The organism is Aeromonas sp. RU39B (genome assembly GCF_900156095.1).
Classification (GTDB): Bacteria; Pseudomonadota; Gammaproteobacteria; order Enterobacterales; family Aeromonadaceae; genus Aeromonas.
Map to the genome: position 1 here is coordinate 106,487 of NZ_FTMJ01000004.1, position 14,051 is coordinate 120,537.

The 14,051-nt window shown below is 58.1% G+C and carries 18 protein-coding genes; 9 read left to right on the forward strand and 9 right to left on the reverse strand.

Annotated features, from left to right (window positions below; genetic code table 11):
• Positions 1–25: 25 nt before the first annotated feature.
• The gene (gene crp, locus BW958_RS07890) at positions 26–664 is read right to left on the reverse strand and encodes a cAMP-activated global transcriptional regulator CRP (RefSeq protein WP_076575191.1); all 639 of its coding nucleotides are present in this window, start codon (positions 662–664) and stop codon (positions 26–28) included.
• Between the two features lie 280 nt (positions 665–944).
• Between crp and BW958_RS07895 the strand changes: the two genes are divergently transcribed.
• Together BW958_RS07895 and BW958_RS07900 are read left to right on the forward strand one after the other, a co-directional pair.
• Positions 945–1,349: an OsmC family protein gene (locus BW958_RS07895; protein ID WP_076575192.1), complete on the forward strand. Its 405-nt coding sequence runs from the start codon at positions 945–947 to the stop codon at positions 1,347–1,349.
• A gap of 33 nt (positions 1,350–1,382) precedes the next feature.
• Entirely contained in the window at positions 1,383–1,682 is a 300-nt protein-coding gene (locus tag BW958_RS07900; protein ID WP_076575193.1) for an MliC family protein, read from the forward strand.
• Positions 1,683–1,767: 85 nt separating this feature from the next.
• On the opposite strand, the gene BW958_RS07905 is transcribed toward BW958_RS07900, so the two are convergent.
• The 6 genes from BW958_RS07905 to BW958_RS07930 all read right to left on the reverse strand — a co-directional run bounded on the left by BW958_RS07905 (position 1,768) and on the right by BW958_RS07930 (position 6,149).
• Positions 1,768–2,280, reverse strand: a complete 513-nt coding sequence (locus tag BW958_RS07905; protein ID WP_076575194.1) for a DUF4136 domain-containing protein — start codon at positions 2,278–2,280, stop codon at positions 1,768–1,770.
• A 12-nt stretch (positions 2,281–2,292) separates the two neighbouring features.
• Complete coding sequence (locus tag BW958_RS07910) at positions 2,293–3,162, reverse strand: phosphoribulokinase (RefSeq protein WP_076575195.1); 870 nt, start codon at positions 3,160–3,162, stop codon at positions 2,293–2,295.
• A gap of 53 nt (positions 3,163–3,215) precedes the next feature.
• Positions 3,216–3,440, reverse strand: a complete 225-nt coding sequence (locus BW958_RS07915; RefSeq protein WP_076575196.1) for a YheU family protein — start codon at positions 3,438–3,440, stop codon at positions 3,216–3,218.
• Between the two features lie 19 nt (positions 3,441–3,459).
• Positions 3,460–4,449 (reverse strand): hydrolase, encoded by a 990-nt coding sequence (locus tag BW958_RS07920; RefSeq protein WP_076575197.1) that lies wholly within the window; start codon positions 4,447–4,449, stop codon positions 3,460–3,462.
• Between the two features lie 2 nt (positions 4,450–4,451).
• Positions 4,452–5,351: a chemotaxis protein gene (locus tag BW958_RS07925; RefSeq protein ID WP_076575367.1), complete on the reverse strand. Its 900-nt coding sequence runs from the start codon at positions 5,349–5,351 to the stop codon at positions 4,452–4,454.
• A 174-nt stretch (positions 5,352–5,525) separates the two neighbouring features.
• Positions 5,526–6,149 carry an AraC family ligand binding domain-containing protein gene (locus BW958_RS07930; protein ID WP_076575198.1) on the reverse strand — a complete coding sequence of 208 codons (624 nt, stop codon included), beginning with the start codon at positions 6,147–6,149 and terminating at the stop codon, positions 5,526–5,528.
• Between the two features lie 39 nt (positions 6,150–6,188).
• Between BW958_RS07930 and BW958_RS07935 the strand changes: the two genes are divergently transcribed.
• From BW958_RS07935 to lpxM, 3 genes are all read left to right on the forward strand, one after another.
• On the forward strand, positions 6,189–6,392 hold the full coding sequence (locus BW958_RS07935; RefSeq protein ID WP_076575199.1) for a YheV family putative zinc ribbon protein: 204 nt from the start codon (positions 6,189–6,191) through the stop codon (positions 6,390–6,392).
• A gap of 70 nt (positions 6,393–6,462) precedes the next feature.
• A complete protein-coding gene (gene slyD, locus BW958_RS07940; RefSeq protein ID WP_076575200.1) occupies positions 6,463–7,131 on the forward strand; it encodes a peptidylprolyl isomerase in 669 nt (222 codons plus the stop codon).
• 191 nt (positions 7,132–7,322) lie between these two features.
• The gene (gene lpxM, locus BW958_RS07945) at positions 7,323–8,312 is read left to right on the forward strand and encodes a lauroyl-Kdo(2)-lipid IV(A) myristoyltransferase (protein WP_076575201.1); all 990 of its coding nucleotides are present in this window, start codon (positions 7,323–7,325) and stop codon (positions 8,310–8,312) included.
• A 77-nt stretch (positions 8,313–8,389) separates the two neighbouring features.
• On the opposite strand, the gene BW958_RS07950 is transcribed toward lpxM, so the two are convergent.
• Both BW958_RS07950 and BW958_RS07955 read right to left on the reverse strand, forming a co-directional pair.
• Complete coding sequence (locus BW958_RS07950; RefSeq protein WP_076575202.1) at positions 8,390–8,608, reverse strand: SlyX family protein; 219 nt, start codon at positions 8,606–8,608, stop codon at positions 8,390–8,392.
• A gap of 10 nt (positions 8,609–8,618) precedes the next feature.
• A complete protein-coding gene (locus tag BW958_RS07955) occupies positions 8,619–9,590 on the reverse strand; it encodes a WD40 repeat domain-containing protein (RefSeq protein WP_076575203.1) in 972 nt (323 codons plus the stop codon).
• A 116-nt stretch (positions 9,591–9,706) separates the two neighbouring features.
• Here BW958_RS07955 and fkpA point away from each other — a divergent pair, with 116 nt between their 5' ends.
• The 4 genes from fkpA (at position 9,707) to fbaA (ending at position 14,043) form a co-directional block, all read left to right on the forward strand.
• Entirely contained in the window at positions 9,707–10,507 is an 801-nt protein-coding gene (gene fkpA, locus BW958_RS07960; RefSeq protein ID WP_076575204.1) for an FKBP-type peptidyl-prolyl cis-trans isomerase, read from the forward strand.
• Positions 10,508–10,607: 100 nt separating this feature from the next.
• Complete coding sequence (epd, locus tag BW958_RS07965; RefSeq protein ID WP_076575205.1) at positions 10,608–11,618, forward strand: erythrose-4-phosphate dehydrogenase; 1,011 nt, start codon at positions 10,608–10,610, stop codon at positions 11,616–11,618.
• A 63-nt stretch (positions 11,619–11,681) separates the two neighbouring features.
• Complete coding sequence (locus BW958_RS07970; RefSeq protein WP_076575206.1) at positions 11,682–12,845, forward strand: phosphoglycerate kinase; 1,164 nt, start codon at positions 11,682–11,684, stop codon at positions 12,843–12,845.
• Between the two features lie 118 nt (positions 12,846–12,963).
• Positions 12,964–14,043 carry a class II fructose-bisphosphate aldolase gene (fbaA, locus tag BW958_RS07975; protein WP_076575207.1) on the forward strand — a complete coding sequence of 360 codons (1,080 nt, stop codon included), beginning with the start codon at positions 12,964–12,966 and terminating at the stop codon, positions 14,041–14,043.
• The last annotated feature ends 8 nt before the right edge of the window (positions 14,044–14,051 follow it).

The following is a 14,051-nucleotide window of genomic DNA, read 5'->3' on the forward strand; positions in this document are numbered from 1 at the left end:
GCAGCCTTGCAGACATCGGGCGGGATCAGCGAGTGCCGAATACCACGATGGTTTTGCCGTGGGCAGAGATCAGGTTCTGCTCTTCCAGCATCTTCAGGATACGGCCTACGGTTTCCCGCGAGCAGCCGACGATCTGACCAATTTCCTGACGGGTGATCTTGATCTGCATGCCGTCCGGGTGGGTCATGGCGTCGGGTTGACGAGCCAGGTTCAGCAGGGTCTGAGCGATACGACCGGTCACGTCGAGGAACGCGAGGTTACCGACCTTCTGACTGGTGTGCTGCAGGCGAGTGGCCATCTGGCCAGAGAGGCGCATCAGGATTTCCGGGTTAACCTGGATCAGCTGGCGGAACTTCTTGTAAGAGATTTCAGCCACTTCACAGGAGCCCTTGGCACGAACCCAAGCGGTCCGCTCCGGATTCTCGTTCTCCTCAAACAGGCCCATTTCACCGATGAAATCGCCCTGGTTGAGATAGGAGAGGATCATCTCCTTGCCCTCGTCATCCTTGATCAGCACGGCGACAGTGCCTTTGACGATATAGTAGAGGGTTTCAGCCTTTTCGCCTGCATGGATCAGGGTGCTTTTGGCCGGATACTTGTGAATATGGCAATGCGACAGGAACCATTCGAGAGTGGGGTCGCTTTGCGGTTTGCCAATAGCCATGAGTCTTCCTCTGTTGATTAAAAGGACATCGTGGTCCGGGCAGGCTGCCAGCCCTGCCATTTCCTTGTCATTATTCAGTCGCAGTAGCATAAGAGCCTTTGCCGGTGCTGACAAGGCCATAACCGGAGTCGGCTGCATCTGCTTTAACTGGAAAACCCATTCTAGGGACTTCACTTGCCAGCTGTGTTGATTTTGATCTATTTCCTTGTCGCAAAAGCCCTTTGTGTTGAGCAGTGATATCCTAGGTCGGGCATCTTGTATGAATGAATGGAGAAAACCGATGAGAGCAGAAGTAGCCTGGGTAGATGGCATGAAGTTTGTGGGCCAGAGTGACTCCGGTCATCAGATCGTGATGGACGGCGCCAACCCGGGTGAGGGGCCGAGTCCGATGGAGATGGTGTTGATGGCCATTGGCGGCTGCAGCTCCATCGACGTGGTTTCGATTCTCGAAAAGGGGCGCCAGGCAGTGACCGGTTGCAAGGTCGATATCCAGACCGAGCGAGCTGAAACGGCGCCACGGGTGTTCAAGAAGATCCACCTGCACTATGTCGTGACCGGCAGTGATCTGGCTGACAAGCAGGTGGCGCGAGCAGTAGAGCTGTCGATGGAGAAATACTGCTCGGTATCCCTGATGCTGGAGAAGGCGGTTGAGATCAGTTACAGCCATGAGGTGGTAGCCGCCTGAGGTCGTCATTCCCACGACAAGAAGGAAATGCCAATGAAAAACCTGTTTTCTGTTGTTTTGCCTCTGTTGCTGCTGGCTGCCTGCAGCAGTCCACAGCCGACTCACTATGAGTACAGCCAGTACCAGTGTGGTGACAAGGTCCTCGATGTGACGTCAGACCCGCAAGCCGATACGGTGCAATTTGAACTGGGCGGCATCTGGTACAAGTTGCTGCGTGTGGATGCTAGCGATGGTGCCAAGTACGCCTTTGGTGACACCAGCTTCTGGCGACAAGACAAGCAGGCCAAGGTGGCACAAAAAGAGGCTACCTTGCTTACCTGTCAGCAGAAATGATGGCTTTTGTCGTGTGAGCGCGTCAGGCAGCCTGCCTGCCCGCAATCAGTGGCCTGCTGGATGCAGGCCACTGTTGTTTCAGGCTTTAGCGCGGCAGCGTGGCCAGCATGCGGGCGATCCAGGTTTGGCTTAATTGCTGGCGGGTCGCATCGTCTACTTCCCCTTCCGGCTGTAGCGCCAATGTGGCACGCCACACGACCCGATTAAGATGCGGGTCGAGCAGCACCAACGCCAGCACGCCGTCATCCTCTGCGCGCTTTGGCACTGAGATATGCAGGCGCTCGGCCATCAATGCGTCATCTTGATCCTTGGGGCCCAGCATCCCGACCGCGACCACCAGATTGGCATCATGAACTGTCGCCGGTTGCCACCCTTTGCGCTGTAACTCACTGCCGACCGCGCTCAGCACCGGCTCAAACCAGGCTTCAACCTCGTCGCTGGCAAACTGGTACTGCTCGTCGAGGGCATAGTGCACTGGCGCGGCGTAAGGCCAGCTCGCGCTGGCACTAACGCTTAGGTCACCCGCCTTAGGGGTGGACGAAAAAGAGCAGCCACCCAGCCACAGGGGCAGCAGAGCACAGAGCAACGCTTTGACCATAACACCTCCGAATCAGGTGATCTTGCCGGTCTCCAGCAGTTGCTGGATCAGCGGACGCAAGATCAGCTCCATGGCAAACCCCATCTTGCCGCCCGGCACCACTATGGTGTTGAGGCGTGACATGAACGAGCCATCGATCATCGAGAGCAGGTAGGGGAAATCGACGTTTTTGATGCCGCGAAAGCGGATCACCAGCATGCTCTCATCAAGGCTCGGGATCACCTTGGCGCTGAAGGGGTTCGAGGTATCGACCGTGGGCACGCGCTGGAAGTTGATATGAGTGCGGGAGAACTGCGGTGTGATGAAGTGGATGTAGTCATCCATCGACCGGATGATGGAGTCGGTGACCGCTTCACGGGAGTGGCCGCGCTCGGCGGTGTCGCGGATCAGCTTTTGAATCCACTCCAGGTTGACGATGGGCACTACGCCAATCAGGAAGTCCACATGGCGGGCCACATTGTGCTCATCGGTGACCACACCGCCATGCAGCCCTTCGTAAAACAGTAGATCGGTGTCGTCCGGCAGCGGTTGCCAGGGGGTAAAGGTGCCCGGCATCTGATTAAACGGCACCGCCTCGTCAAAGGTGTGCAGATAACGGCGGTATTGACCGCAGCCGGTCTGACCGTAGTTTTGGAAAAATTGCTCGAGCTGGCCGAAGTCATTGGCCTCGGGACCAAAATAGCTGATGTGGCGGCCGAGCTCACGAGCGCGGCGAATGGCCACGTCCATCTCGGGGCGGGTATAGCGGTGAAAGCTGTCCCCTTCGACCACGGCGGCGCGATAACCCAGCTGGTGGAAAATGGAGCGAAACGCCAGCGTGGTGGTAGAGGTGCCTGCTCCGGAGGAGCCAGTCACTGCGATAATGGGATGTTTGGCCGACATTCAGGGGTCCTCGTCCATGGAAATACCGTTATAGGGGGGAGCGACCGATGGGGTCAAGCGTCGTCGTGAAAGCGATCGGCGGGCACGATGTCCACCGTTTCATGCAGTTCGCTATAAACGATCACCGCGATGCCAGTACGAAGCTGCGCTTTGACCTGCTCGACCTTGTCGGCGAGCGACATCTCCTGCTCGCCATAGTCGGTGCCTTCACGCAGTACGAACGATTCAACCAGATTGTCGAGGGTGGTGCCCTCGAGATCCTGCCAGGGGATGATCATGATAACTCCGCAACAAGGGTCATTGGCCGCTGGCCTGGCGTTGCCAGTCACTCAGCCAGGCGCTTACCCGCTCCTCAAGCCAGTAACGGGGCCGCCACGGGGTGCCATACATAAAACCAACATGGCCGCCGCACCGGCTCAGCTCATAGCGGACGGTAGGCGAGAGTGCATGCGCGGCCGGGATCACCGCCTCACTCATAAAGGGGTCGTCGGCGGCATGGATAATCAGGGTCGGGATGCCAATTGCGCCAAGCAGTGGCAACCCCGAGCAGCGCTGATAGTAGTCATCGGCACTGGCAAAGCCGTGCAGCGGGGCGGTCACCAGCTCATCAAACTGACGCAGGGTGCCAATGGCGGCGATCTGGTCGGCCGACCAGCGCTTGTCAGCGCCGGGAACCTGTTGCCGTTTGCGCTCCAGATTGCCGCGCAGGCTCTTTAGCAGATAGGTCTGATAGACGCGGGAGAAACCGCGATTGACCCGATCCGAGCACGAGGCCAACAGCAGAGGCGCCGAGATCACCATGGCTGCCTGCAGCGGCAAGTCGGGGGTGCGGGCCAGCAGGTTGACCAGCATGTTACCGCCCAGCGACCAGCCGATGGCAAGCAGGGGCCGGTTGGGATAACGCTGCTGCAAGGTGGCAATCAGGTAGCGCGCGTCGCTAATGGCGCCGGAGTGATAGGCCTCCAGCCGACGATTGGGTTCCCCGCTGCAGCCGCGAAAGTGCATCAAGACGGCTTGCTGGCCCTGCTTGGCCAGATGGGTCAGCATTCCCTTGGCATAGTGGGAATGCACACTCCCCTCCAGCCCGTGAAACAGCACCAGCAATGGTTGAGCTGTGGTGGGCTCGGGCGAGAGATTCCAGGCCAGATCGACAAAATCCCCATCGGGCAGCTCGAGGCGCTCGGCCCGAAACTGCGCCGGTTGGCGGTGTAACCACTTGGGCAGGATGGTCTGCAAATGGGGATGCCGTGCCCACCAAGGGGCACGGAAGGTACTTTCGACAATCATGCTCAGCTTTGCAGTGCCTTGTGGTGCTCGGCACCGCGCAGCATCGCCTGCACCAGCTCATTGGCTTCAAACTTGGTGAGCGCCTCGTGGGCACCGACCTGATGGGCCCGCTCCACGCTGATCTCGCTCGACAGCGAGGTGTGCAAAATGATGTAGGCCTTGGCCAGCCTGGCATCGCTTTGCACTTCGAATGCCAGCTCATAGCCATCGAGCCCCGGCATCTCGATATCGCTGACCAGAATATCGATCGGCTGGCCGCGCTCGGCTGCTTCCTTGAGCAGGGTGAAGGCGTCGTTACCGTTGCCACTGACCTGATAGGGAATGTTGATGTAATCGAGGGCGTTCATCAGCTGCTTGCGCGCCACCGATGAGTCATCGACCAGCAGGATCCGCATCGGTTTGAGCACTTCCCGCTGCACGTCGGTGAGTAGCGGATAGAGGTGCTCCGGATCGTCGGGGAAGATGCGCGACAGAATCAGCTCAACGTCCAGTAGTTGGATCAGCTGCTCGTTGACCCGGGTCACGCCGGTCACGAAGACGTTATGACCGAGGCTGGCCGGCGGCGGCAGGATGTCACGCCAGTTACACTCGCTGATCCGCTCGATCCCCCGCACCAGAAAACCGACCAGAGTACGGCGGCAGTCAGTGATGATAATAAAGCAGCGGCTGCGCTCCTCGGCCGGGATTGGGCGATAACCCACAGCGCGCGCCATGTCGATGACCGGCAGGGTGTGGCCACGCAGGCTGACCGCGCCGAGCACGGTCGGATGAGAGTGGGGAATGGCCGTCAGCGGGGTAAAGGGGACGATCTCTTTTACCTTGAGGGTTCCGATGGCAAATAGCTGTTGTTGGGTGAGTCGGAAAAGCAGCATCCCTTGTGACTGGTTAGCCTTGCTTTTCATAGGCAAAATCCCGTTGAGTTCAATGTGAATATCAGGTCCATCGCCAGCATAGCCGAGTTCGCCGGCCGGCACTGCCGGTCTCTGCACAGTTTCTGCGGTTCAGGCATCATCCTGTTTAAGCGGCAGCAATGGGGAAAAGTTGATGACAGAATCAGCTGTTGTCACCATTTAGGGTCATTCGCGCTGCCACCACTGCAGATCCTGTTGCCACTGTAGCTCATCGCGATAACCGAGCTGGCGCAGCACTCCATCCATCTTTTGCCCCCCTTTGAGCAGGCGATCGGCACGCAGCAAGCGCCACTGCAGCGCCAGTTGTGCCAGTTGCTCGCTCGCCTCCAGCGGAGCCTCACCGCGCAGCAGTTGTTGCCACTCCTGCTGCAGCGGATGCAGACGGCCTTGCATCTGCAAGGGCTGACGCATCAGCTCATCGGCCAGCACCCGCAGGCGATCGCCATACGGGCCTTGCCAGCTTTTCTCTTCCTGCCAGCTGGCGAGCTGTTCGAGCAGGGCATCGAGCAGTGGCGTGCTCTCAAGCCAGCCGGAAACGGCCGGCTGCATCAGACGGCGAGAGATCAGCACCTGCTGCCAGCGACAGTCGCGCAGCGGCGTAAAGGCCGCCAGACAGTCGGCCGGCAGCCAGCAGCCATCGCCTTCGGTCAGCAACAACTCCTGCTCACCGAGTCGCAGCAGGGCCATGCCGGCGGCAATGCGCAGCAATTGTCCCTGTGGTTGGCGCTGGCGCTTGCCAAAGCAGAGCGTCGTGGCATGGTGAGAGTGAAATTCGATGGCGTGATGCATGAGCAAACCTTGATATGATGCTGCCGGGAGGTAACAAAAATGGAAACCAGGCGTAAAAAACGGTTCGTTGCCGGCGCGGTCTGCCCCGCCTGCGGCAAAATGGACACCATGATGCTGTATCTGGAGCATGGAGTCGAGAAGGTGACCTGCATCAAGTGTGGCGACACCCGGGTCAGACCCGGTGATGAGGTTGATAAAGCGACCCGTGACAGCGAAGAGGTGATTGGCGTCTTCCGGCCATGATCACGGCATAGGCGGGGGCGCCGATTTCGGTTATGCTTGTGCCGTTTTTTCTCTTTGCAGGATCCCTGACATGAAAGTAGCTCCTCTGAGCGTTGTTACGCTGGAATACACCGTCACCGACGAGCACGGTGAGGTGATCGACAGTACCGTCGGCAAAGAGCCGCTGGTCTATTTGCACGGTACCCGCTATCTGGTTTCCGGTCTGGAAGCTGCGCTGGAGGGGCGTGCTGTGGGTGACGCGTTTGACGTGACCCTGACTCCGGAACAGGCCTATGGCGTGTATGACGAGTCGCTGGTTCAAGAAGTGCCGGGCGAACTGTTCGACGGCATGGAAGTGGCCGAAGGTGATACCTTCGTGGCCGAAACCGACGATGGCCACCGTCCGGTGACCGTGGTTGAAGTGTCTGAAGAGTTCGTCAAGGTCGATGGTAACCATCCGCTGGCTGGCGTGACCCTGAGCTTCACCGTCGAGATCAAGAACGTGCGTCCGGCCACTGCCGAAGAGCTGGCCCATGGCCATGTTCACGGTGCCGGTGGTTGTGGTGGTCACGGTCACGATCATGATCATGAAGAGGGCGGCTGCTGCGGCGGTGGTCATCATCATGACCATTACCACGATCATGAACACGGTCACGGCGGTTGCTGTGGCGGTGCTGGCCATAAGCATGACGACGACGATCACGGCCAAGGCGGTTGCTGCGGTGGTGGTGGTTGCGGTGGTCACGGTCACCACCACTGATACCCGGATTGATATGAAAGAGCCCGCCATCGCGGGCTTTTTTTGTCAGTGGTTGTCATCGCGGTGAGGTTTTACGTGGCGGTGAACCCTCTGTTGTTATGCTCTTAACGACATAGTGGGATGAATTTAACTGGTATTACCTGTTGCTCAGACTACAATGCGCCACCACCCATATTGCTAGACACCCCTGCATGTCCTCCCACGATCCGTTGTTTGACTCTTCGTTTGAAACCCGTTTTCTTCATCCGCGTTACTGGTTGAGCTGGATGTCGCTGGGGGTGTTGATGGTGCTCGCGTTTGTGCCGGTATGGATGCGTGACCGTCTGGCCGACGCACTGGCTCCACTGGTGTTTCGCGTCTCGAAAAAACAGCTCTATATCGCCAGAACCAATCTGGCAATCTGCTTCCCGGCCCAGAGTGCCGCTGAGCACGATGCCATTGTGATGACCTCGATTCGGGTCGGGCTCAAGAGTTTGCTGGGGTTTGGCGAGTTCAGTGTGCGCGGCCCGCGTTATTTGATGAGCAGGATGCAGGTCAGTGGCTGGGAACACATCGAGGCACTGCAGGCGCAGGGCCGGCAAGTGATTCTGGTGGTGCCACACACCTGGCCGGTCGATGCTGCCGGGTATTATTTCACCCAACGCGGCGTGCCGATGTGCACCATGATGAAACGGGCGCGCAATCCGGTGTTTGATTGGCACCTGAATCGGGCGCGTGCGCGCAATGGTTGCCGCGTGTATGAGCGCAGCGCCGGCATCAAGGCAGTGATCAAAACCATCAAAAAAGGGCACAGTTTCTTTTATCTGCCCGATCAGGATCACGGCCGCGACAAGAGTATTTTCGTTCCCTTCTTTGGTCATCCCAAGGCGACTCTGCCGGCGTTACCGCGTCTGGTGCAGGTCAGCGGTGCCAGTGCGGTGCCGCTGATGGCCTGCTATGACGAGGCGCAGCGCTGTTATCGCCTGGAGATTGGCGAACCCTTTGATAACTATCCAACGGATGATGTGGTCGCCGACACCTGCCGCATGAACAATATGGTGCAGCAGCAGCTAACCCGGCATCCGGGGCAGTACATGTGGTTTTTGAAGATTTTCGATACCCGTGAACACCAGCAGGGGCGAGATGGGCTCTATGAGGCCGGGATCAAGCGGATTCGGCGCGGGCTGTCGCCCATCGCATGAGCGAGTCGTCGGACACATGAATAGAAAAACGGGGAGAGCGATAACGCTCTCCCCGTTGTGTTTAGTCCATTTCACGCTTAGTAGTGCGGAGGCGGCGTCTCTTCCGACATGCTGGCAATCTGGCTTGGTTGTATCACCATGAACTTTTCCACCAGCAGCTGGAACTGATAGCGCAACTTGTCCAGCTCGCGGCCCTGCACGGCAAGCTCTTCACTCAGTTGCTCGACCGTGTATTCGGTATAGGCAAGACGGGTCTCCAGGGTTTCAATGCGCTCGAGAAGCGGCTGCGTGTCCATCAGATTTCCTTTACTTGATGCTCCAGGTTTCGGCATAGCCGCTGGAGCTGAGTGTGACTACCCGGTTATTGTCGCGCAAAGCCACGCCATAGACCACTGCGCCAGCCGGTCGATGCTGCTCGCGGATTGCCACTTGCCAGTTGGCGAGCAATGCGCCGTCACTCACCTGCCACAGTTCAGCCTGGCGTGAGGGTGAGCCGGTCAGCAGCCATTTGCCCTGATTGACGAAACGGGCGGTGCTGTAGATCTCCTGACGGTGCTTCATCTGCAGTTGACTGACCTGTTTGCCACTGACCAGATCCCAGATCACCGCCTGACCCATGGCACTGGCGGTAAAGGCGTAGCGACCGGCTGGATCGAGCCGCACCAGCGCCACCCGGCTGCCATGGTTGAAGCGATGCAGCACCTGGCCGCTTTGGGTATTCCACAGATAGGCGGCGTAGTCATTGCCACCGCTCAGGGCGTAACGGCCATTCGGGGAGAGATCAACGCTGTTCACCGCTTCGCTGTGGCCGAGAAACTGCAGGCGGCGACCGCTTTGCAGATCGACCCACTCGCTCTTGCCATCTTCGCGGGCAATCACCACCTGATGACCGTTGTCCGCCACGGCGATATCACGCAGGCGTGATTCGGGCAGGGAGTAGTAACCGGCCGACTTGCCATCCCGGGTTTGCCACAGGGCGAAGGTGGTGGCCGAGGCGGTGACGGCCCAACCCGACGCGGGGGAGAAGCGGGTGACGGTCACCGGCTCGTCATCCTTGTCGGTGTGCCAGCGAAAGCGGGGGGTTTTTCGGGGCAAGTCCCACAACACCGCGCCCTGACTGGCACTGCCAAGCAGCGCCAGCGACGCATCATTCGAGAGTTCGCCACTGAGCACGCTGCTGTCTGCCAGCTGAAGCTGCTGCTCTGCGTTTGACTCCGGTTGGTTGCAGCCAGAGAGTAATGTGGTGAGAAGCAGTATCACTACGGCACTTTTTTGCATTTTTCCTGTCTCATGCTTTGTTCGCACGGTCGCGGGCGCTAGTATAGGGCGGTTTGTTGCCCTTAATCTCCCCTTTCGGATGGAAAGGGCGAGTCGCATTATGTTTGGAGAGTCTGATGAATAGTTTTCTGAAGGTATCCCTGCTGGCAGCTGCCGTGTCTGTAGGTCTGACTGCATGCCAGAAGGATGAGAAGCCGGCAGCTCCTGCCAAGACCGAAGCTGCCAAACCGGCGGAAGGCAAGGTCGAGGCCAAGAGCTTCGAAGAGCAGTCCGGCTATGCAATCGGTCTCTCCATGGGCCGTTATATCGCCAACACCCTCGAGCGCCAGCAAGAGCTGGGCATCAAGCTCGACAATCAGGTGATCCTCAAGGGTGTGACCGATGGTCTCTCCAAGAGCGCCAAGATGAGCGATGAAGAGATCCAGAAGGCCCTGCAAGCCTATGATGCCAAGATCAACGACCTGACCAAGGCCAAGGCCGAGAAGGACGCTGCCGAGAACCAGAAGAAGGGTGATGCCTTCCTGGTCGACAACGCCAAGAAGGAAGGGGTCAAGACCACCGCCTCCGGCCTGCAATATCAGGTTGAGAAGCTCGGTAATGGTCCGAAGCCGAAAGATACTGACGTGGTCAAGGTGCACTACACCGGTACCCTGATCGACGGCACCAAGTTCGACAGCTCTGTCGATCGCGGCGAGCCGGTTACTTTCCCGCTCAACCAGGTGATCCCGGGCTGGACCGAAGGCGTACAACTGATGCCAGTCGGCTCCAAGTTCAAGTTCTTCCTGCCCGCCAAGCTGGGCTACGGTGAACATGGCGCGGGCTCCATCCCGGCTAACTCCGTGCTGGTCTTTGAGGTCGAGCTGCTCGCTATCGAGAAGCAGGCGGCTGACGATGTCAAGGGTGCCGAGAAGAAGTAATACTCCTTCTCACCTCAAACAGGGCCTGCGGGCCCTGTTTTGTTTTGTGATCCAGCGCTACACTGCCTGTCCGTCCTGAATCAGAGGAGGCCCTGTCCGGATGATTCGTATCGCCATCAACGGCTATGGCCGTATTGGCCGCAATGTACTGCGCGCCCTCTATGAGAGTGGCCGCGACAAGTGCATCAAAATCGTGGCAATTAACGAACTGGCGGCACCGACCGCCATGGCGCATCTGACTCGTTACGACACCAGTCACGGGCGCTTTGCTTTCCCGGTCGAACTCGCTGGCAACACCATGCAGGTGGGGGAAGACCTGATCCCGCTGTTTGCCGAACGTGATCCGGCCAATCTGCCGTGGCGGGCTCTGGGGGTGGACGTGGTGCTCGATTGCACTGGCATCTTCGGTTCGCGGGCCGATGCAGAAAAGCATCTGGCGGCAGGGGCGGGCAAGGTACTGTTTTCTCATCCGGCTGATGCGGATGTGGACGCGACCATCGTTTACGGGGTCAACCATTATCAGCTGACCGGACGTGAGCGGATCGTCTCGAACGCCTCGTGTACCACCAACTGCGTGGTCCCCGTGATTGAAACATTGCATCGAGAATTCGAAATAAATTGTGGTACAATTACGACAATTCATTCAGCCATGCATGACCAGCAGGTGATTGACGCGTATCACACCGATCTGCGTCGAACCCGAGCCGCCAGCCAGTCCATCATCCCGGTGGATACCAAGCTGGCAAAGGGCCTGGAGCGAATTTTGCCGCACTTCGCCGGCAAGTTCGAGGCGATCGCGGTGCGGGTACCCACCATCAACGTCACGGCGATGGATCTCAGTATCACAGTACGAAAAAAAGTTACGGTTACTGACGTAAATCAAGCCCTGCAACGGGCATCCAGAGGTACATTAGCCGGCATTCTGGATTACACCGAAGAACCGCTGGTTTCGGTCGATTTCAATCATGATGCTCACTCATGCATCATTGACGGTACCCAGACCCGTGTGAGCGATGCCAACCTCGTCAAGATGTTGATGTGGTGCGACAACGAATGGGGCTTCGCAAACCGCATGCTGGATACCACCCGGGCCATGATGGTCGCAGGCTGAGGCCTGCCCCGGGCACAAGGTTACTGTTTTTAACATTACCTGGAAAAATATAGAGGACTGAATATGTCTGTTATCAAGATGACCGACCTGGATCTGGCTGGCAAGCGTGTCCTGATCCGTGCTGACCTGAACGTGCCGGTAAAAGACGGCAAGGTCACTTCCGATGCACGTATCGTTGCGACTCTGCCGACCATCAAGCTGGCTCTGGAAAAGGGCGCCAAGCTGATGATCACCTCCCACCTGGGTCGTCCTACCGAAGGTGAGTACAACGAAGAGTTCTCCCTGGCTCCGGTGGTTAACTATCTGAAAGACGCTCTGTCCTGCCCGGTTCGTCTGGCCAAGGATTACCTGGATGGCGTAGAAGTTGCCCAGGGTGAACTGGTTGTGCTGGAAAACTGCCGCTTCAACAAGGGCGAAAAGAAGAACACCGAAGAGCTGGCCAAGAAGTACGCCGCTCTGTGCGACATCTTCGTAATGGACGCATTCGGTACTGCTCACCGCGCTGAAGGCTCCACCTACGGTGTGGCTCAATTTGCTCCGGTTGCCTGTGCAGGTCCGCTGCTGGCTGGCGAACTGGAAGCCCTTGGCAAGGCCATGGACAACCCGGCTCGTCCGATGGTTGCTATTGTTGGTGGCTCCAAGGTTTCCACCAAGCTGACCGTGCTGGAATCCCTCTCCAAGATCGCTGACCAGCTGGTCGTTGGTGGTGGCATCGCCAACACCTTTATCGCTGCTGCCGGTCACAACGTCGGCAAGTCCCTGTGCGAACACGACCTGCTCGACACCGCCAAGAAGCTGGCTGCCGAAACCTCCATCCCGGCTACCACCGACGTCGTGGTTGGCAAGGAGTTCTCCGAGTCCACTCCGGCCACCACCAAGGCTGTGTCTGATGTGTCTGATGACGACATGATCTTCGACATCGGCCCGGATTCTGCCAAGGCTCTGGCTGACATCATCATGAACGCCAAAACCATCCTGTGGAACGGTCCGGTTGGCGTATTCGAATTCGACCAGTTCGCCAAGGGTACCGAAGTGATCGCTCGCGCTATCGCTGAATCCCCGGCTTTCTCCATCGCTGGCGGTGGTGACACCCTGGCGGCTATCGACAAGTTCGGTATCGCTGACAAGGTTTCCTACATCTCCACTGGCGGCGGCGCCTTCCTGGAGTTCGTAGAAGGCAAGAAACTGCCGGCCGTTGCCATCCTGGAACAACGCGCTAAAGCATAAGCAATGACCCGGAAACGGGGGGCAAAAGCCTCCCGTTTCGTCTATCATGTGCCCGCCTTGTGCCGGTTCATGATGAACCCCCCATTTTTTATTGGCATACGAGAATAGGACGAGAAACATGTCTAAGAAGATTTTCGACTTCGTTAAGCCCGGCGTAATCACCGGTGATGACGTTCAGAAGGTATTCGCTGTCGCCAAGGAAAACGGCTTCGCTCTGCCGGCCGTTAACTGCGTCGGTACCGATTCCGTCAACGCCGTGCTGGAAGCCGCTGCCAAGGTGAAGGCTCCGGTCATCGTTCAGTTCTCCAACGGTGGCGCTGTATTTACTGCCGGTAAGGGTCTGAAGCTGGAAGGTCAGAAGGCTGCCATCCTGGGTGCCATCTCCGGTGCCAAGCACGTTCACGCTGTGGCCGAAGCCTATGGTATCCCGGTGATCCTGCACACCGACCACGCTGCCAAGAAGCTGCTGCCGTGGATCGACGGTCTGCTCGACGCGGGTGAAAAGCACTTCGCCGAAACCGGCAAGCCGCTGTTCTCCTCCCACATGCTGGACCTGTCCGAAGAGTCTCTCGAAGAGAACATCGACATCTGCTGCGAGTACCTGACCCGCATGGCCAAGATGAACATGACTCTGGAGCTGGAACTGGGTTGCACCGGTGGCGAAGAAGATGGTGTGGACAACAGCCACATGGATCAATCCGCTCTGTACACCCAGCCGGAAGACGTGGCTTACGCTTACGAGCGTCTGTCCAAGATCAGCCCGCGTTTCACCATCGCTGCCTCCTTCGGTAACGTGCACGGTGTTTACAAGCCGGGTAACGTCAAGCTGACCCCGTCGATCCTGGACGCTTCCCAGAAGTACGTTTCCGAGAAGTTTGGCATCCCTGCCAAGTCTCTGGACTTCGTATTCCACGGTGGCTCGGGCTCCACTCTGGAAGAGATCCGCGAATCCATCTCCTACGGCGTCGTGAAGATGAACATCGACACTGACACCCAGTGGGCAACCTGGGAAGGTCTGCTGAACTTCTACAAGAAGAACGAAGCTTACCTGCAAGGCCAGCTGGGCAACCCGGAAGGTGCTGACAAGCCGAACAAGAAGTTCTATGACCCGCGCGTATGGCTGCGTGAAGGTCAAACTTCCATGATCAAGCGTCTGGAGAAGGCTTTCTCCGACCTGAACGCTATCGACGTACTGTAATTACTACC